Below are 17427 nucleotides of genomic sequence, written 5' to 3' on the forward strand. Positions count from 1 at the left end.
TGCAAGGCGTGTGCCAGAACGCGCGCTCGGCGCGAGCTTCTGGAAAGGAAGCCGTAGCGTCGAGCTTGCTCGACTGCTCGACGGCCAGGCGTGGGATCCGGTCCGACAGTCAGCGGAGCAAGCTCCGCTCTACGCCGTCAGGCGGCCATTCTTGCCGCCACCACCTGATTCAGCCGGAACAGCACGTGTTCGGCCAGCTCGTGCGGGCTGTACTTGGCCACGAAGGCGTTGGCGCCGACCCGTTCGACCATGGCGTTGTTGAACACGCCCGACAGCGACGTGTGCAGCAATACGTACAGGCCGGCCAGGCCCGGGTGGCGCCGGATTTCCGTCGTGAGCGTGTAGCCGTCCATGGCCGGCATCTCGATGTCGGAGATGACCATGGCGTAGCGCTCGGCCGGGTTCTCGCCGGCGGCGTGCACCTGCAAGAGATGGTCCAGCGCCTGGCGGCCATCGGAGAGCAGGGTGGCGGTGACGCCCAACTGCTCCAGTACGCTGCGGATCTGCGAGCGCGCCACGCGCGAGTCGTCCACCACCAGCACCTGCATCGGCGGGGCATCGGCGGGCAGCGCCATCTCGGGCGCCAGGGTGGCATCCATGCGCGACTGGCAGATGTCGGCCAGCACGCTTTCCACGTCGATCACTTGGATCAGTTCGCCCTGGAACCGCGTCACGGCGGTCAGGAAGCTGTTTTCCGCGCCCAGTTCGGGTGGCGGGTGGATGTCTTCGACCGCGATGTTGACGATGCGCTCCACGCCGCTGACCAGGAAGCCCTGGACCGAACGGTTGAACTCGGTGACGACCAGGTAGTTGGGGGCGTTCTCGGGATTCGGGTCGCGCTCGGGATGGCGGATGCTCAGGCCCAGGTCCAGCACGGGCACCGACCTTCCGCGCACGTCCGCCACGCCGACGAACTCGGTGGGCAGGCCGGGCAGCTGGAACAGCGACGGACGGCGCAGGACTTCCTGCACCTTGAAGACGTTGACGCCAAAAAGCTGACGCCCGCCCAGACGGAACAGGAGCAGGGCGAGGCGGTTGTGGCCGGCCAGGCGGGTGCGCTGGTCGATGCGGTTGAGCAGGTCCTGGGTCATGCACAGCATATCGGCCGGGGGGGAGGGGTCTTGAGCAGGTCGCGGGCCTTCCAGCCCTTCGAGGCTTTTAGCCCCTCTCCCTGCGGGAGAGGGGTTAGGGTGAGGGGCAACGGAAGTCGGGTGCCTGTACGAACCGTTTGGGCTTGTCCAAGCCGTCGCGTTGGATTCCTGGGGCCTGCCGGGATCGTTCCTCGATGGTGCCGGCATGGCGCCGTTCGCCGCGGAGGCCCTACTTTTCTTTGCTTGTGCAAAGAAAAGTCGGCAAAAGAAACACCCCCCGACGGTCCGCCCGCCGGGACTGCCGGACCTCAGGGGCCCCAAGTGCCGCACCTGAGGGATCGAGGCGTGCTGTTGCTATTGCTCCCGGCCCGCTCTCGAACCCGGAGCGCGCAGCGCGGAGGGCGTGCCGCCTGGGGTGTGTTTTTCTTTGCATAAACAAAGAAGTGCTTTTCAACAGCCGTATGGCTGGTCAAGAAGGCCCCCGCGGCGAGCGGCACCAAACCCCAGCGTCAAGAACCTCACACCGAAGGTCCCACGAAGAAGCGACTTCTGGCACACCGCTTGCAGCTTCCACGCCGATGAACCACCGGAGTCCGACCATGCTGCTGCGCCTGACCACCGCCCTGATCGGCGGCCTGACCGCGTGCAGTGTCCTGGCCGCGGACTTCCAGCCGGTCGACAGCATCAAGGCGGCCGCCCTCGGCGCGTTGCCCGCCGGCAGCGAAGCCGAGGCCACGCTCGATCCCGCCTTGCGCCTGCCGCGCTGCAGTGCCGCCCTGGTCGCGCGCGTGCAGGGCAGCAACAGCGTGGAAGTCGGCTGTCCCGATGGCTGGCGCCTGTTCGTGCCGGTGCGCGTCCGCCGCAGCCAGACCGTACTCGTGCTGGCACGCGGTATCGCGCCGGGCGAGACCATCACCGCGGACGCCTTCGTCGCCGAGCGTCGCGACGCCTCGCGCATCGTCGGTGCCGCCGTGGCCGATCCCGCGCAGGCCGTGGGCCGCGTCGCACGGCGCATGCTGCCCGCCGGCGCCGTGCTGGCCTCGACCGACCTGGTCGCGCAGCGGCTGGTGCGGCGCGGCGACAACGTGGCACTGGTGTCCCGGCGGGGCGGCGTCGAGGTCCGCGTGGCGGGCAAGGCGCTGGCCGACGCCGGCGAGAACGAACGGGTGACCGTCGAAAACCTGTCCTCGCGCAGGGTGGTGCAGGGCATCGTGGGCGCAGGCGGCGACGTCTGGGTGAGCCGATGAAAAAAAATCCGCATTCGCCCTCAAGATGTTCCGGAGGGTGCCGATACCGACGCTGGGTGGAAGGACATCGGGCAAAACCCGGCCCCTCCTCGGAATTGTGCGATCCGTCACTAAAGTCGAGCGGGTGGCGGCCGATAACTCCCATGAACCCTGTGACAGGCGACTGACATGAACCAGAAAATCGAAGGCACTCCCCCTGCCGCCATCCGCACCACCGGTCCCGTGAGCGGCCGCGTGGCGTCCGCAGGCGCTGATCGTTCCAGCCCCGTGGAAGCCAGTGCGGCGGGCGACAGCCTGCGTCTGACCGGTGAAGCCACCAGCCTGCAGGCGATGCAGCGCGAGCTGTCCAGCGCTCCGGCGATCAACGAAGCCCGCGTGCAGGCCGTGCGTGAAGCGCTGCAGTCCGGTGCCTACAAGATCAACGCCGAGGCGATCGCCGACGGCATGCTGGGCCTGGAAGAGCAGCTGGGCCGCTGAGCGCAATGAACCACGCCTCCCTCCAGCGACTGTCCGCGGCCCTGGAAGAGGAGCGTCGCGCCATCGTCGAGCACGACGTGGAGGCGCTCATGCGCTGCACGCAGGACAAGCTGGATGCCCTGCGCGCGCTGGAAACCGCCGCGGCCGGCTTCGGCTTCCCCGACGACCTGCGCGAGAAGCTGGCCGACCTGGCCGAGAAGAACCATGCGAACGGCATCCTGCTGGCCCGTCGCCGCCGCGAAGTGAACTGGGCGCTGCGCCATCTCGGCCGCACCGAAAGCCACGGCGCGTACGACGCGCAGGGCCAGACGTCGACGACCGCCGCCCCGCGTCCCATCGCGGTCGCCTGAGCCCGGTGCCGGATCCGCAAACTGCGACCCCGCACCTTGCCGCTCCCGCGGCCGCGCCGGATACTGGCGCCCCTTCGCCACCCGATCCATCCGTGGCCACAGACCCGCTGACGAACCCGCCTTCCGGCGCCTGCGCCGTGGACGACATCCCGAGCTTCGCCGATCTCAAGGCGCTCGCCGAACTGATGGACGACGGCTATCTGCTGCTTCGTGGCGATGGCCGTCCGCTGCACGCCAATGCGGCGGCGCGCGCGCTGGTCAACGACGAGGACCACGCCTTGGCGGCGCTGTCCGCCCTGTTGCCGGTGGATGCGATCCGCACCGCGCGCGAGACCGGCCGCTGGAACACCGACCTGACCCTGGCCGACGGCGTCGTGCTGCAGGTGCGCGCGTATTTCCACGACAGTGCTGGCGGCGGCCACTGCATGGTGGTCTTCCACGACGTCAGCGAAGCGCATGCGCGCCAGCAGGAACTGCAGCGCCGCCATGCCCAGCTGCGCCAGACGCTGGTGCGGCTTGCCGGTGCGCAGGAGCAACTGGTGCAGTCCGAGAAGATGGCTTCCATCGGCCAGCTCGCCGCCGGCGTCGCGCACGAGATCAACAACCCCATCGGCTACGTGCACTCCAACCTCGGTTCGCTGCAGGAGTACCTGCACAGCCTGTTCTCGTTGATCGAAGTGTACGAGCGCGCGCTGCGCCTGCCGGACCCGAAGGCGATGCTGCCCGAGATCGAGGACCTGCGCGCGCGCTCCGACATTGACTTCATCACCGGCGACCTGCCGCAGCTGATGTCCGAATCGCGGGAGGGCATCGAGCGCGTCACCGCCATCGTGCGCAACCTGAAGGATTTCTCGTACTCGGGCCGCGACGACAGCTGGAAGTCCGCCGACCTGCATGCCGGCCTCGATTCCACCATCAACATCATCTGGAACGAGCTGAAGTACAAGGTCACGCTGGAGAAGCACTACGGCAAGCTGCCGCTGGTGCAGTGCCGTCCCTCGGAGTTGAACCAGGTGTTCATGAACATCCTGCTCAACGCCAGCCACGCCATCGACGAGCGCGGCACCATCACCGTCAGCACCGGCGTGGAGGGCGAGGAGGTCTGGGTCGAAGTCCAGGACAGCGGCCACGGCATCCCCGACGAGATCCTGCAGCGCATCTTCGACCCGTTCTTCACCACCAAGCCGGTCGGCAGCGGCACCGGCCTGGGCCTGTCGATCTCCTACGGCATCGTCAAGAAGCACAACGGCCGCATCGAAGCGCGCAACGAGCCCGGCGCCGGCGCCTGCTTCCGCATCGTGCTGCCGATACGGCAGCCGGCCGCCGACGCGGCGTGAGCCGTCACCGCGCATCCCCGTAGGAGCGACGTAAGTCGCGACCGGAAGAACGCGGTGTCCATGAGCGTGGGGCATGGCGATCAACCGCCGATCCACGAGCTGGCCGCGTGGGTTGCTTGATTTCCGCGGTCGCGACTTACGTCGCTCCTACAACGGAGGCGCGTCGAAGAACGCCAGCTTCTTCGCCCTGGGCAAGCGCTTCAGCCGCGCCTCCGCGCGCGAGGCCGCGCCGCGGTCGGGGTAGCCGCGCTGGGCGAGCAGGCGCACTGGCGGATTCGCGCGCGTGTACTTCGCGCCGGTGCCGGCCACATGCGCGGCATAGCGCACCTCAAGGCGGTTGGTGATGCCGGCGTACCAGGCGCCGTTGCGGCATTCGAGCAGATAGAGGCACCAGCCGCCCGGTGTCGGGGTGGCGGTGTCAGGCATGCGCGCGGTGGTGCGGCTGGTTCTCGTACGTGGCGAAGGCCTGGCGGATGTGTTCGCGCAGGTCGTCGTCGTTCCACGGCTTGGTCAGGAAGCGGTAGATTTCGCCGCGGTTGATCGCTTCGGTCACCGTCGCCAGGTCGGTGTAGCCGGACAGCACCAGCCGCACCGTGTCCGGGTACAGCAGGCGCACGCGGCCGAGGAACTCGGTACCGCTCATGTCCGACATGCGCTGGTCCGACAGGATGACCTGCACGTCGTTGGTCGCCAGCAGTTCGAAGGCGTCGGTGACGTTGCTGGCGGCGAGGATGCGGTAGCCGTCGCGGCGGAACAGGCGCACCAGCGAGCGCAGGATGTTCTCCTCGTCGTCCAGCAGCAGCAGCGTGCGGTCGGGCTTGGTCGCGGCGAACGCGTCCGCGCGCAGGTAACGCCGGCGCAGCACCGCGCCGGCGTCTTCGGCCGACATCGGCTCGCCGAACAGGTGGCCCTGGAACATGTCGCACTGGTTGCGGCGCAGGAAGCCGAGCTGCGTGTCGGTTTCCACGCCGTGCGCGATGACCTTCATGCCCAACTGGTGGCCCATCGCGATGATGGCGCAGGTGATGGCGACTTCGCGCGGGCCCGAGGGCACGCCCTTCACGAAGTTGCGGTCGATCTTGATCTTGTCCACCGAGAAGCGCACCAGCGAATCCAGGTTGGAATCGCCCATGCCGAAATCGTCCAGCGTCAGCCGCACGCCTTCGCGATGCAGTTGGGCCAGCGTGCGATGGACCAGGTTCATGTCCTTGGCCAGCGCGTTCTGGCGCACTTCCAGCACCACCATCTGCGGCGGGATGCCGGCTTCCTGCATCGCCTCCAGCACTTCCGACACGAAGCTGGGACGCAGCAGCTGCAGGGTGGACACGTTGACCGCGATCTCGAAGTCGTCGAACCCCCAGTCGCGCCACACGCGTGCCTGCTTGAAGGCGTTGCGCAGCACCCAGTCGCCGATCTGCACGATCACGCCGAGCTTCTCGGCCACGTGCATGAAGCGCTCCGGCACCAGCAGGCCGAGCGCAGGCGAGTACCAGCGGAGCAGCGTCTCCATGCCGATGACGCGGCCGTCGTGCGCGTTGATCTGCGGCTGGTAGAACAGGCGCAGTTCGTTGTGGTGGATGGCGTTGACGATCTGCCGCGCGATGATGCTGTCGCTGCGTGCGGTGATCGCCGCGCCGCGCCGGTACAGGCGCACCAGGTTCATGCCTTCGTGCTTGGCCTGTTCCATCGCGCTTTCCGCGCATTGCAGCAGGCCGGACGGCGTGTCCGCATGTTCCGGACACAGGGCGACGCCGAGCGTGCCGGTCAGGAACAGCGTGTACGGCAGCACCGTCATCGGCAGCTCGATCTGCTCGCGCAGCAGGTCGCCGAAGCGCTCGGGCGGCAGGGTGCCTGGCAGGCGCGGCACGGCCACGATGAATTCGTCGCTGCCGTGGCGCCAGGCGCGCGCTTCCGGTCCCAGCGCCCGCTGCAGGCGGTCGCTGAGGATGGCCAGCGCCTCGTCGCCGACTTCCACGCCCATGTTCTCGTTGATCGAGCGGAAGTGGTCGATGTCCAGATACAGCAGCATCAGCGGCGTGCCGTCGTTCGTGGCGGCATCGACCATGCGCTGCAGATCGGCTTCGCCGGCGCCAAGGCGCGGCAGGCGGGGCAGGTGGGCGTGTTCGGAATTCACGCGGGATCGGCGGCTGAGGACAGGGGCCCATAGGGTAGGCGAAGTCGCCACGGTGCGCCTGCGACAGCCGTCAGGTCGCCGCCCGCCGCGCTCGCCAGCGCCTGCAGCAGCGGCAGCTCGGCGACGGCGACGGTATCCCCCTGCAGTTCGAGCGTGAACACGCCGGATGCCTCGGTATCGCCCGCCAGCGTCAGGGCCAGGGGATCCCCCGCGTTGGCTGCGGCGCGCATCGCCGTCTGCGCGATGCGGAACGCCACCAGGGCGGTATCCGGCACCGGCGCCTGCGGCAACGGCGACAGCGTCGCGCCTTCGCCGGGGAAGAGGCGTTCGTGCTCGGCGCGCAGGGCGGCATCCAGGCCGATCGAATCCAGTTGCGGCGGGTGCAGCGTGGCATGCAGGTCGCGCACGATGGCGACGGCCTCGTCGCTGGCGCGGATGATCTCCTGCAGGTCTTCCGCGCGGACGTCGGCATCGTCTTCCGACTGCACGAGGTGTGCACCCATCCGGATCGCCGACAGCGCCTGGCCGACCTGGTTGTGCAAGGCGCGGCCGACGCGATGGCGGTCGGCTTCCTGCAGGCGGAACAGTTGCAGCAGCAGGTCGGAGGAAGGGGGCGTCGGCATGGGCGATGCGGGAGCGGGAACGGCCGCAGTATGCCAGCCATGTGGCGGACCGATGGCGCGGTAAAGCCCGGAACGAAACGGGGCGGCCATCGCTGGCCGCCCCGTCGTGCGCTTCTGCGGGAAGGGAGGGTCAGAACAGCTCGACCGTGCCCGCGCCCATGTTCTGCTGCGCCACCGGCTTGTGCGGCGGACGTTCCCACTCGGTGCGCTGGTCGCGCAGGCGGTTGCCGATCAGGCGCAGGGCGCTGAGCAGTTCGTTGTCGGTGGCGCCACCCGTGCGGTGCAGCAGTTCCTGCAGGGCCAGCGCTTCCTTGTTGATCGCGGTCAGGCGGTCGAGGTGGGTCTGCGCGCTGCCCAGCGACTGCGTGGCGATGTCTTCGAACTGCAGCGAGCGGACAGCGTCGGCGACGCTGGCGTCGATGGCGTGGCCGCACATCGACACTTCGCGCATGCCGTCGCCCAGCGAGGCGTTGATCGCGGCAACCTGGTTCAGCATGCCGGCCGCTTCAGAACGCGCTTCCCGCGAACGGTCGAGATCGCGCGAGGCCATGTTCGAGACGGTGTCGCGCACCTTGGCGATCGATTCCTTCGAGCTGTGGGCCAGCTTGCGGATCTGTTCGTTGAAGGCGGTGGAGCGCTCGGACAGGTTGCGCACCTCGTCGGCCACCACCGCGAAGCCGCGACCGGCCTCGCCGGCACGCGCCGCTTCGATGGCGGCGTTCAGCGCGAGCAGATTGGTCTGGTCGGCGATCGACTTGACGTCCTCCAGCAGCGAGAAGATGCCGTCCAGGTGCTGCGCCATGTCGTCGATATGGTGCACGGTGGTGCCGCTCTGGCCGGCCACCTGTTCCAGCGCCTCGACCAGCTGCTCCATGCGCTGACTGGCGTTCTGGGCGAAGCGCGCCACGTCCACGCCGGCACGGTCGCCCTCGCCGTTACGGTCGATGATGCGGGAGATGGCCGCGCTCTGTTCGCGCGACTTGCGGTTCATCGCATCGAAGCTGCCGCCGAGGTTACTGACGGCCTCGCGGATCAGCTCGCGGGCGCGGTCTATCTCGCTGCGGGAGCCTTCGATCTCGTTGTTGACGAAGCGGCGCAGTTCGGTCAGCAGGGCATCCTGTTCGCGCACGACGCTGGCGTGCTCGGGGGAGATCTGGTGCGAGTTGACGACGGTCAGCCAGGCGAAGATCAGCCAGGCCAGCGTCAGCGACGTCAGCAGGGCCCATTGCAGGGCGTTGGGCCAGTCGAAGCCGACCGACACCGGGAACAGCAGGGTGAGGATGAGGGGTGCCGCCAGACGAACCAGGATGCGCGAATACATGGGTGCTCTCTGCTGAAGCTCACTGATGGGTATCGGCCGTGCGGATCGGCTCTTTAGGCGGGAAATCCGCGGGTTTCGCGGTTGGAGACGATCTGTGACCGCCGTTGCGCCCCTGTAGGAGCGACGTGAGTCGCGACCGCGCGTGGGAGAGGCCATGAGCGCTGAGGGTGTGGAGTCCGTGCCGTCATCGCAGCGGGTTCGTATCGCAGGTCAGGATGGGATCGGCTGTGCGGTCGCGACTCACGTCGCTCCTGCAGGGGCTCCACAAGAGAGTCGCCAGCAGCTCACGCGATCGATGCCGCCAGGTCGAGCAGGCGCTGCGCGATGCGTTCCAGCGGCAGGGCTTCCTTGGCGGCGCCCATCCGCATGGCTGCGCCGGGCATGCCCCAGACGACGCTGCTCGCTTCGTCCTGCACCAGGGTGGGGGCGCCGGCCTGGCTCATTTCCAACAGGCCGCGCGCACCGTCGTCGCCCATGCCGGTGAGGATGGCGCCGACCGCGTTGCCGCCCGCGCTCTGCGCGACCGAGCGGAACAGCACGTCGACCGCCGGCTTGTGGCGGTTCACCGCCGGACCGTCGTCGATGCGCGCCCGCCACCGCGCGCCGTCGCGGATGATCCGCATGTGCTGGCCACCGGGCGGGAGGTAGGCATGGCCGGGCAGGATGGCTTCGCCATCGCTGGCTTCGCGCACGGCCATCGCCGAATGGCGGTCCAGCCGCTCGGCGAAGGCGCGGCTGAAGCCGGCGGGGATGTGCTGGGTCAGCACGATCGCGGGCGCGTCGGCTGGCATCTGTTCCAGCACCACGCGCAATGCTTCTGTGCCGCCGGCGGACGCGCCGATGGCGATCAGGCGGTCGGTGGTACGGAAGCGCAGCGCCGGCGGTGCCGGCAGTGCGGTATCCAGGTTCACGCGCGGCGCGCCGGTGCGCGCCAACGGCCGCACGCGCGCTTTCGCGGCGGTCTTGACCTTGGCGATGATCTCGTCGGAATACGACTGCAATCCGCTGGCGACATCGAGCTTGGGCTTGGAGACGAAGTCCACGGCACCCAGCGCCAGCGCCTGCAGCGTGGTGTCGGCGCCGCGTTCGGTCAGCGAGGAGATCATCACCACCGGCATCGGGCGCAGCCGCATGACGTTCTCGAGGAACGCCAGGCCGTCCATGCGCGGCATTTCCACGTCCAGCGTCATCACGTCCGGGTTCAGGCGCTTGATCTTGTCGCGCGCCAGCAGCGGATCGGCGGCGGCGCCGACGACCTCGATGCCGGGGTCGCGGGACAGGATTTCGGTCAGGATCTGGCGTACGACCGCCGAGTCGTCGACGATCAGCACGCGGCAAGGGGTCGTACTCATCAGAACAGCTCCACGCCCCCGGTGACGGGAGCCTTGGACAGGCGGGCGCGGGCCGCGGACTCGGCCGCCAGCACCTCGGCATCGTGGGCGTGCGGCAGGCGCTGCACGACGGCGCGACCACTGTCGGGGAAGTACCAGACCTTGCGCGGATGGATCCCGCGCAGGTCTTCGGCGACCACCGGGATGCGCTCGGCGTCCAGATAGCGACGGACGAACTCGGCATTGCGCGTGCCCACCGGATTGCTGGTGAAGCCCTTCAGCACGTTGGCGCCGCCGAACACCTTGGCCTGCAGCCGGCTGCGCGCCGCACCACGCTTGAGCAGGTCGTTGATCAGCAGTTCCATCGCATAACTTCCGTAGCGCGCGGGCGCGCCGTCGCCGACATTGCCGTCGGGCAGCAGGAAGTGGTTCATGCCGCCCAGCTTGAGCAGCGGGTCGCGGATGCAGGCGGCCACGCAAGACCCCAGCACGGTGACCAGGGCGGTGTGGTCGTCCACGACCAGGTACTGCGTCGGCAGCAGCTTGGCGGCGTCGGTCTTGAAGCGGATGTCGTGGTAGCGCATCACGCTGCCATCGGCGAAGGCGGCCGCGGCGGCACTCATGCGGCGGTCCCGGCGCGCCGGTACAGGGTGCGGCCGCAGGGCTGGATGATGTCGGCCGCGTGCAGGTAGTTCTCCGAGTGCCCGGTATAGAGCATGCCGTCGTCGGCCAGGTGCGGCACCAGGCGGGTGAGGATGCCGCGCTGGGTCGGCTTGTCGAAATAGATCATCACGTTGCGGCAGAACATCGCCACGAAAGGTCCGGCCACGTCGTAGCGCGGCGCCAGCAGGTTGAGCGGGCGGAATTCGATCAGCTGCCGCAGCGCCGGATGCACGCGGCACTTGCCTTCGTTGGGGCCGCTGCCGCGCTGGAAATAGCGCCGCTTCAGCGCGTCGTCCAGGCCGGCGATGCGCTCGATCGGATAGACGCCGCGCTCGCCGGTGGCCAGCACCTGGGTATCGACGTCGGTGGCCAGGATGCGCACCGGCGGCGTCAGCGTGCCGTAGGCCTCGCAGGCGGAGATCGCGATCGAGTAGGGTTCCTCGCCGGTCGACGCGGCGCAGGACCAGATCTTCAGTGGGCCGTCGTGGCGGCGCTTGGCCAGCTCCTCCTGCAGGCGTTCGAAGTGGTGCGGCTCGCGGAAGAACGAGGTCAGGTTGGTGGTCAGCGCGTTGGTGAACGCCTGCCACTCGTCGCCGCCGTCGCGCTCCAGCCGGTCCAGGTAGTCCTTGAAACTGCGCAGGCCGAGCGCGCGCAGGCGTCGCGAGAGCCGGCCATAGACCATGTCGCGCTTGCCGTCGGCGAGCGCGATGCCGGCGCGCTGGCGGATCAGGTCGACGACGCGGCGGAAATCGCGGTCGTCGAACTCGAAGTCGCGCGCGCCCGGCGCGGGGACGTCATCGTGGGCAGGCAGGGCGGGAGTCCGTCGTGTCGTGGTGGCCGGCGCGATGGAGCGGGGACTGACGGACATGGGCGTCTCGAAAGAGCGGGTACTGAGGGAGTGCCGGGTCGATGCCCCGCCGCGAGGACGGGGCATCGGTCATCGGCCGGCCTGATGCAAACCGCGTGCCTCAGAACTCCTGCCAGTCGTCGCCCTCGGCCAGGGCCGGTTCGAGCACCGTCCTGGCGGCGGCGCGTGCGACTGGTTTGGCCGGCGAAGGAGCGGGCGCCGCTTTGACCGGCTTGGCGGCCACGGGGGCGGCATGGGCGTGCAGCTTGAACACCGCCACCGATTCGCTGAGCGCCTGTGCCTGCTCTTCCATCGAGCGGGCCGCGGCGGAGGCTTCTTCCACCAGCGCGGCGTTCTGCTGGGTCGTCTCGTCCATCTGGGTGATGGTCTGGTTGACCTGCTCGATGCCGGCCGACTGTTCCTGCGAGGCGGCGGAGATCTCGGCCATGATGTCGGTCACCCGCTGCACGCTGGCCACGATCTCGGCCATGGTCGTGCCTGCCTGGTTCACCAGCTTGGAGCCGTCGGCCACCTTGTCGACCGAGGTCTCGATCAGGCCCTTGATCTCCTTGGCCGCATTCGCGCTGCGCTGGGCCAGCGTACGCACTTCCGAAGCGACCACCGCGAAACCGCGACCCTGCTCGCCGGCGCGCGCGGCTTCCACCGCCGCGTTCAACGCCAGGATGTTGGTCTGGAAGGCGATGCCGTCGATGACCGAGATGATGTCGGCGATCTTCTTCGACGAATGCTCGATGTCGCGCATCGTCGTGACCACCTTGCCGACCACTTCGCCGCCCTGCGACGCCACGCTGGCGGCACCGATCGACAACTGGTTGGCCTGGCGGGCCGATTCGGCGTTCTGGCGCACGGTGGAGGTCAGTTCCTCCATCGAGGCCGCCGTTTCTTCCAGATTCGCCGCCTGCTGCTCGGTGCGGCGGGACAGGTCCGAGTTGCCGCTGGCGATCTCGCCGGCGGAGGTGTTGATCGAGGTCGACGCGTCCTGGATGCGGCCGACGATGTCGGTCAGCTGGGCCACGGTGGCGTTGGCGTCGTCGCGCATGGTCGCGAACACGCCATGGAAGTCGCCCTCCATCCGTGCGGTCAGGTCGCCGCGGGCGATCGCCTGCAGCAGTTCGGAGACTTCGGCCAGATTCTCGTCGGTCGTCTCCATCAGCTGGTTCAGGCCGTCGATCATGTCGCGGAAGTCGTACTGGTACTTGTCCACGTCGCCGCGCTGGCTGAAATCGCCGGACGAGGCCGCCATGGCCAGGCGCTTGATCTCGCCGTTGATCGCCGACAGGTTGGTCTTGGTGGCGTGCATGGTTTCGGTCAGGTTGGCCTTTTCGCCGGGCAGCTCCGGCATGTCCAGGCTCAGGTCGCCGACCGAGTAGCGCTGCATGATCTTCAGCGCATCGCCGATCGCCTGCAGATGCGACGCGACCAGGGCGTTGGTGTCACGCACCATGCGGCCGTACTCGCCGGGGAACGCGCTGTCGTCCATGCGGAAGCTGATCTGGCCTTCGTCGTGGCGTGCCGCCATGTCGCTCTGGGCGGAGATCACCGACTGTACCTGCGTCTGCATGCGCTGCATGGCGGTGAGCAGCTGGCCGACCTCGTCGGAGCGGCTGGTGTCGATCTTGCCGTCCAGCTTGCCGGCGGAGACGTCGTTGGCCACGCGGACGGCTTCGCCGACGGCGTTGGCGATCGCACGGGCGAAGAACCAGGCCAGGGCCAGGCCGCCGACGATGCCGGCGAGCAGCATCACGATCATCAGCGTGCTGGAAGTGGTGTAGGTGGTGTGGGCGCCTTCGCTCGCGGCCTTGGCCTGACCGTCGACGACGGTGATCAGTGTGCCCAGCGCGGCGCTGGCCTTGCGATGCTGGTCGCGGGTGGCGCCGATGAAGGTGTCCACGGCATCGTCAGGCAGCCCGAGGTCCAGCATTTCCTGCACTTCGTCGTACGACTGCCGGGCAGCCTTCCATTCCTTGACGAAGGTGTCGTAGGCCTTCTTTTCTTCCGCGCTGGCGATCAGCGTGGCGTAATCCTTGGTGGACTGCTCGATCTTCTTTTCGGTCGCGGCGGCCAGGGTCCTGGCTTCGGCCTTGACCGCATCGCTGGCGCGCACGTGCTGGCGGTACGAGTTGGTCCGGTATTCGCCCAGCAGGCTCTGCAGGTCGCCGGCCGCCTTCACGCTGGGCAGCACGTCGTCGGTCAGTTCGGTGGTGACGCTGTTCAACGAATTCAGGCCGACGAACGCGGCGACGCCCTGGACCAGCATCAGGGCCAGCACGACGCCGAAGGCGAGCATCATCTTCGTCGTCAGTTTGAGGTTCTTGATCCGCTGCATGGGATTCTTTTCCTTTACCGGGCGCGCGCCGCGCCGCTCTCAGGTGCAACCGGGACGGGCAGGGCACGATGCCCCGCCCGCGAAGCGATCAACAGGATCAGCGGATCGTGGCCAGCTTCAGGTTCGACGGCGAGTTGACGACGATTTCGGCGCGCGACTGGTCGCGCTCGATGTTGCCGATCACGCAGACATCCTTGCCTTCCAGTTCTTCCGGGGCCGGCTTGAACTTGGCGCGGGCATCGCCCGGGATGCGCGCGGTGAACGTGTGGCGCGGGAAGTTGCCGCCCATGTACAGGAAGGTCGGGGTGCCTTCGGTGTTCTCGGCGAAGCGGGCCTTGCCCACCTTGCCGCAGACGGTGCCGGCCTTGCCGGTGAAGCGCGCCGCCATGTCGGCCGGGATGGCGTTGTCGATCTGCGACTGGCTGTTGGCCGGTGCGGCGGGCATGAGCAGGGCGGCGCCGGCGACGGCGAGGGACAGGGTCAGGACGGATGCGATCTTCATGCCAGTAACTCCGGATGGGCAGGGAAAAGAGGGAAGGACTCACCGCCTGAGATCGGCCCTGCGGCATCAAACTTGAGACGATGAGCGGATCCGTGAACCCGGATATGCGTGATTGCGATGCGGGTCACAGTTCGCCTGTCCTGCTCGCGCCTGGCGGCGGCTGCCGGCATGGATCACGCGGGGCTGGTTTCCGCCTGCGTTTCGCGGACGGCGGTGTAGCCCTGCGTCTGCAGCCAGTGCTCCAGCGGGGCGGACGGCAGCGGCTGCGAGAACAGATAGCCCTGCAGCACGGGGAAACGCTGCTCGGTCAGGAAACGCCGCTGCGATTCGGTTTCCACGCCCTCGGCCACGACCTTCATGCCCAGGCTCTCGCCGATGCGCAGCACGGAGGACGTCAGTGTGCGCGCGATGGCGCTGGTGTCGATGTCGCGGACGAAGCTCTGGTCGAGCTTCAGCTCGCTGATCGGCAGGCGATGCAGGTGGCTGAGGCTGGAATAGCCGGTGCCGAAGTCGTCCAGCGACAGGCGCACGCCCAGCACGTAGATGGCTTCGATGTTCTCCAGCACGTCCGGATCCGGATCGAGCATGACGCTCTCGGTGATCTCGAGCGTCAGGTCGCCCGGGACCAGGCCGTGTTCGTCCAGCAGGTCGGAGATCAGCAGCGACAGCTGAGGATCGCGGAAGTTGATCGCGGAAATGTTGACCGACACGCGCGGGATGTCGACGCCGCGGCGGCGCCAGTCGGCCATCTGCGCGCAGGTCTTGCGCAGCACCCACAGGCTGAGGTCGGCGATCAGGCCGCATTCCTCGGCGACCGGTACGAACCGCGACGGCGGGATCACGCCGAGGTCGGCATGGTGCCAGCGCAGCAGCGCCTCGACGCCGTACAGTTCCAGGCCGTCGGCGCCACCGACCTGCGGCTGGTAGTGCAGGTCGAGCTGGTCCAGCCGCAGCGCGTCGCGTAGCGCGGTTTCCAGCGACACGCGTTCCTGCGCCAGGCGGTTCATGTCCACGCTGAAGAAGCGGAAGCCGCCGCCGCCATCGGTCTTGGCCCGGTACATGGCCATGTCGGCATGGCGCACCAGCAGGTCGATGTCGCGGCCGTCATCCGGGAACATCGCCACGCCGATGCTGGCGCTGGGGTGCAGGGTCATCAGGCCCGCCGCCGTGGGCGCGGCGATCGCGCCCAGGAGGCGTTCGGCCATGCTGCCGGCCTGTTCGGCGCTGCACATCGGGAGCACCGCGACGAATTCGTCGCCGGCCTGGCGGCCGACGATATTGATGCCGCCCAGTTCTTCACTGAGGCGGGCGGCGACGTCGCGCAGCAGGCCATCGCCGGCGGCGTGGCCCTGCGCATCGTTGACGCGCTTGAAGCGATCGAGGTCGATGAACAGCACGGCGGCCGTGCTGTTCGCCTGGGCGGCGTTGGCCAGCGCCTGTTCGGCCTTCGCGCTGAACATGATGCGGTTCGGCAGGCCGGTCAGCGTGTCGTAGAACGCCAACTGGTGCACGCGCTCGTTGGTCTGCTCGCGTTCGAGCGCCAGCGAGCACAGGTGCAGGCAGGTATCGGCCAGGCGTTCGTGCAACTCGTCCGGGCCGCGATTCTCGCGGTAATAGAACGACAGCGTGCCCAGCACGCGGCCGCTGCTCGATTTGATCGGATGCGTCCAGCAGGCGCGCAAGCCCAGCGGCGTGGTCAGGTGGCGGGTGTTGGCGCACAGCGGGTCGCTGGCGATGTCCTTCACCAGCACCGCGCGCCCGCGCCAGGCCGCCACGCCGCTGACGCCGGCGCGCGGGCCGATCGGCAGGCCGTTGATCTTGCGCGCCCAGGCTTCCGGCAGGCTGGGCGAGGCGAGGGCATGCATCAGCCCTTCGTTGTCGACGGTGATGATGGAGACGGTCAGTTCCGGCGCGATGTGCTCCACCTCGCGGCAGATCAGCGTCATCACGTCGGCGACGCTCCACTCGTGCACCAGCGCGTCCAGGACCTTGTTGTGCAGCACCTGGTGCATCTTGGTCCGGGTGATGTCGCTGAGCACGCTGACCAGGCCCAGCAGCGTGCCGTCCTCGTCGTGGACGGGATTGATCGCCGCGGACAGCCACAGCGGCCGCCCGGCCTTGGTATACAGCAGCACTTCGGTCTGCAGGCCTTCGCCGGCGGCCATCGCGCGGTTGATCCGCTCGTCCAGTGCGCTGTCGGTATGCGGGCCGGACAGCAGGTCCGACGGTTTGATGCCGCGCAGTTCCTCCAGCCGGTAGCCGAGCATGCGGGTGAAGCCGCTGTTGACGTAGACGACCTCGCGATCGACCGAGCTGATGAAGATCGCGTTGTCGCTGCTGTCCACCACGATGGATAGTTGTCGCAGCCGCGCCAGTTGCCGTTGCTGGTCGCTGGTGTCGCGGACGAAGGCGGTATGGAACACGTGCTCGCCGACCACGACCTTCGACATCGACACCGAACACGCGCTCTCGCTGCCGTCCTGGCGCAGCAGCATGGCGTCGCGATGGCTGCCGACCAGGGCGGCCAGGGTCGCGTCGGCGTTCCCGCCGGCCTGCGTGTCGGCCAGCAGGCGGGTGAACGGCAGGCCGTGCACGTCCTCGCGGCGACAGCCCCACAGGACTTCCGCCGCCGGGTTGAACAGCACCACGCGGTGGCGGCCGTCGATGACGAACGCGGCATCGACGGACTGCTCCAGCACGTGCCACAGACTGTCCTGCGCCGGTTCGACCGGCGTCCCGGCGTCGCGCAACGGCGTCAGTGCGTTCAACGTGCGACGCAGCATGCAGCCCCCTCGTGGTACCTGGGCGTCGGGAGGCTGGCGTCGTCGTGGGCGGGAGGTGCGACGGTCATCGGGACGGGGGTGGAGGGCCTTCTGGTGACGTATCGGCCGTGATCGGGATTACTTGAACGCGGTCACGGGGCGTGCGAAGCGGGGCGGGCCCGGCTCAGAACTCCTGCCAGTCGCCGTCGGCCAGGGCCGGTTCCGGCGTACGCGCGGCGGGCTTGCGCGCCACGGCCCTGGCGGCGGGCTTGGGCGTGGCCACGGCCGCCGGGGCAATGGCCTTGCGCACCGGAGCGACGACGACGCCCTGCAGCTTGAATACCGACACCGACTCGGTCAGGCCCTGGGCCTGCTCTTCCATCGCGCGCGCCGCG

Annotated in this window: 16 protein-coding genes; 4 read left to right on the forward strand and 12 right to left on the reverse strand. The window is 68.5% G+C overall.

Annotated elements, in window-relative coordinates; all coding sequences use genetic code 11:
• Positions 1–137: 137 nt before the first annotated feature.
• The gene (locus AC1Q5B_RS17670; protein ID WP_492632777.1) at positions 138–1091 is read right to left on the reverse strand and encodes a chemotaxis protein; all 954 of its coding nucleotides are present in this window, start codon (positions 1089–1091) and stop codon (positions 138–140) included.
• A gap of 599 nt (positions 1092–1690) precedes the next feature.
• Between AC1Q5B_RS17670 and flgA the strand changes: the two genes are divergently transcribed.
• The 4 genes from flgA (at position 1691) to AC1Q5B_RS17690 (ending at position 4502) form a co-directional block, all read left to right on the forward strand.
• Positions 1691–2338, forward strand: a complete 648-nt coding sequence (flgA, locus tag AC1Q5B_RS17675; protein ID WP_492632778.1) for a flagellar basal body P-ring formation chaperone FlgA — start codon at positions 1691–1693, stop codon at positions 2336–2338.
• Between the two features lie 168 nt (positions 2339–2506).
• Complete coding sequence (flgM, locus tag AC1Q5B_RS17680) at positions 2507–2815, forward strand: flagellar biosynthesis anti-sigma factor FlgM (protein ID WP_492632779.1); 309 nt, start codon at positions 2507–2509, stop codon at positions 2813–2815.
• A gap of 5 nt (positions 2816–2820) precedes the next feature.
• Positions 2821–3165 carry a flagellar protein FlgN gene (locus AC1Q5B_RS17685; protein ID WP_492632780.1) on the forward strand — a complete coding sequence of 115 codons (345 nt, stop codon included), beginning with the start codon at positions 2821–2823 and terminating at the stop codon, positions 3163–3165.
• Positions 3166–3350: 185 nt separating this feature from the next.
• A complete protein-coding gene (locus tag AC1Q5B_RS17690) occupies positions 3351–4502 on the forward strand; it encodes an ATP-binding protein (protein WP_492632820.1) in 1152 nt (383 codons plus the stop codon).
• A gap of 147 nt (positions 4503–4649) precedes the next feature.
• Here AC1Q5B_RS17690 and AC1Q5B_RS17695 read toward each other — a convergent pair whose 3' ends face one another.
• The 11 genes from AC1Q5B_RS17695 to AC1Q5B_RS17745 all read right to left on the reverse strand — a co-directional run.
• Positions 4650–4928, reverse strand: a complete 279-nt coding sequence (locus AC1Q5B_RS17695; protein ID WP_492632781.1) for a GIY-YIG nuclease family protein — start codon at positions 4926–4928, stop codon at positions 4650–4652.
• The gene (locus AC1Q5B_RS17700) at positions 4921–6636 is read right to left on the reverse strand and encodes an EAL domain-containing protein (protein ID WP_492632782.1); all 1716 of its coding nucleotides are present in this window, start codon (positions 6634–6636) and stop codon (positions 4921–4923) included. The genes AC1Q5B_RS17695 and AC1Q5B_RS17700 overlap by 8 nt, the downstream gene beginning before the upstream one ends.
• Positions 6633–7259, reverse strand: a complete 627-nt coding sequence (locus AC1Q5B_RS17705) for a histidine kinase (RefSeq protein ID WP_492632783.1) — start codon at positions 7257–7259, stop codon at positions 6633–6635. The genes AC1Q5B_RS17700 and AC1Q5B_RS17705 overlap by 4 nt, the downstream gene beginning before the upstream one ends.
• Before the next feature lie 130 nt (positions 7260–7389).
• Positions 7390–8580 (reverse strand): methyl-accepting chemotaxis protein, encoded by a 1191-nt coding sequence (locus tag AC1Q5B_RS17710; protein ID WP_492632784.1) that lies wholly within the window; start codon positions 8578–8580, stop codon positions 7390–7392.
• 284 nt (positions 8581–8864) lie between these two features.
• A complete protein-coding gene (locus tag AC1Q5B_RS17715; RefSeq protein WP_492632785.1) occupies positions 8865–9932 on the reverse strand; it encodes a protein-glutamate methylesterase/protein-glutamine glutaminase in 1068 nt (355 codons plus the stop codon).
• Entirely contained in the window at positions 9932–10534 is a 603-nt protein-coding gene (gene cheD, locus AC1Q5B_RS17720) for a chemoreceptor glutamine deamidase CheD (RefSeq protein WP_492632786.1), read from the reverse strand. Before cheD ends, AC1Q5B_RS17715 begins: the two co-directional genes overlap by 1 nt.
• Positions 10531–11442 (reverse strand): CheR family methyltransferase, encoded by a 912-nt coding sequence (locus AC1Q5B_RS17725; RefSeq protein WP_492632787.1) that lies wholly within the window; start codon positions 11440–11442, stop codon positions 10531–10533. The genes cheD and AC1Q5B_RS17725 overlap by 4 nt, the downstream gene beginning before the upstream one ends.
• 100 nt (positions 11443–11542) lie before the next feature.
• Positions 11543–13768: a methyl-accepting chemotaxis protein gene (locus AC1Q5B_RS17730; protein WP_492632788.1), complete on the reverse strand. Its 2226-nt coding sequence runs from the start codon at positions 13766–13768 to the stop codon at positions 11543–11545.
• 97 nt (positions 13769–13865) lie between these two features.
• Positions 13866–14270 carry a hypothetical protein gene (locus tag AC1Q5B_RS17735; RefSeq protein WP_492632789.1) on the reverse strand — a complete coding sequence of 135 codons (405 nt, stop codon included), beginning with the start codon at positions 14268–14270 and terminating at the stop codon, positions 13866–13868.
• A 173-nt stretch (positions 14271–14443) separates the two neighbouring features.
• Positions 14444–17053: an EAL domain-containing protein gene (locus AC1Q5B_RS17740; RefSeq protein WP_492632790.1), complete on the reverse strand. Its 2610-nt coding sequence runs from the start codon at positions 17051–17053 to the stop codon at positions 14444–14446.
• Between the two features lie 163 nt (positions 17054–17216).
• Positions 17217–17427 (reverse strand): hypothetical protein (locus AC1Q5B_RS17745; RefSeq protein WP_492632791.1); only part of this gene is annotated, 211 nt, incomplete at its 5' end.

Source organism: Pseudoxanthomonas sp. GW835-FHT14C01, from assembly GCF_058793715.1.

What these genes read in the sequence shown, in the direction of transcription:
- AC1Q5B_RS17670 (WP_492632777.1), bottom strand. Translation starts at nt 1,091, where the DNA reads ATGACCCAGGACCTGCTCAACCGCATCGACCAGCGCACCCGCCTGGCC.
- flgA (WP_492632778.1), top strand. Translation starts at nt 1,691, where the DNA reads ATGCTGCTGCGCCTGACCACCGCCCTGATCGGCGGCCTGACCGCGTGC.
- flgM (WP_492632779.1), top strand. Translation starts at nt 2,507, where the DNA reads ATGAACCAGAAAATCGAAGGCACTCCCCCTGCCGCCATCCGCACCACC.
- AC1Q5B_RS17685 (WP_492632780.1), top strand. Translation starts at nt 2,821, where the DNA reads ATGAACCACGCCTCCCTCCAGCGACTGTCCGCGGCCCTGGAAGAGGAG.
- AC1Q5B_RS17690 (WP_492632820.1), top strand. Translation starts at nt 3,351, where the DNA reads ATGGACGACGGCTATCTGCTGCTTCGTGGCGATGGCCGTCCGCTGCAC.
- AC1Q5B_RS17695 (WP_492632781.1), bottom strand. Translation starts at nt 4,928, where the DNA reads ATGCCTGACACCGCCACCCCGACACCGGGCGGCTGGTGCCTCTATCTG.
- AC1Q5B_RS17705 (WP_492632783.1), bottom strand. Translation starts at nt 7,259, where the DNA reads ATGCCGACGCCCCCTTCCTCCGACCTGCTGCTGCAACTGTTCCGCCTG.
- AC1Q5B_RS17710 (WP_492632784.1), bottom strand. Translation starts at nt 8,580, where the DNA reads ATGTATTCGCGCATCCTGGTTCGTCTGGCGGCACCCCTCATCCTCACC.
- AC1Q5B_RS17715 (WP_492632785.1), bottom strand. Translation starts at nt 9,932, where the DNA reads ATGAGTACGACCCCTTGCCGCGTGCTGATCGTCGACGACTCGGCGGTC.
- cheD (WP_492632786.1), bottom strand. Translation starts at nt 10,534, where the DNA reads ATGAGTGCCGCCGCGGCCGCCTTCGCCGATGGCAGCGTGATGCGCTAC.
- AC1Q5B_RS17725 (WP_492632787.1), bottom strand. Translation starts at nt 11,442, where the DNA reads ATGTCCGTCAGTCCCCGCTCCATCGCGCCGGCCACCACGACACGACGG.
- AC1Q5B_RS17730 (WP_492632788.1), bottom strand. Translation starts at nt 13,768, where the DNA reads ATGCAGCGGATCAAGAACCTCAAACTGACGACGAAGATGATGCTCGCC.
- AC1Q5B_RS17735 (WP_492632789.1), bottom strand. Translation starts at nt 14,270, where the DNA reads ATGAAGATCGCATCCGTCCTGACCCTGTCCCTCGCCGTCGCCGGCGCC.
- AC1Q5B_RS17740 (WP_492632790.1), bottom strand. Translation starts at nt 17,053, where the DNA reads ATGCTGCGTCGCACGTTGAACGCACTGACGCCGTTGCGCGACGCCGGG.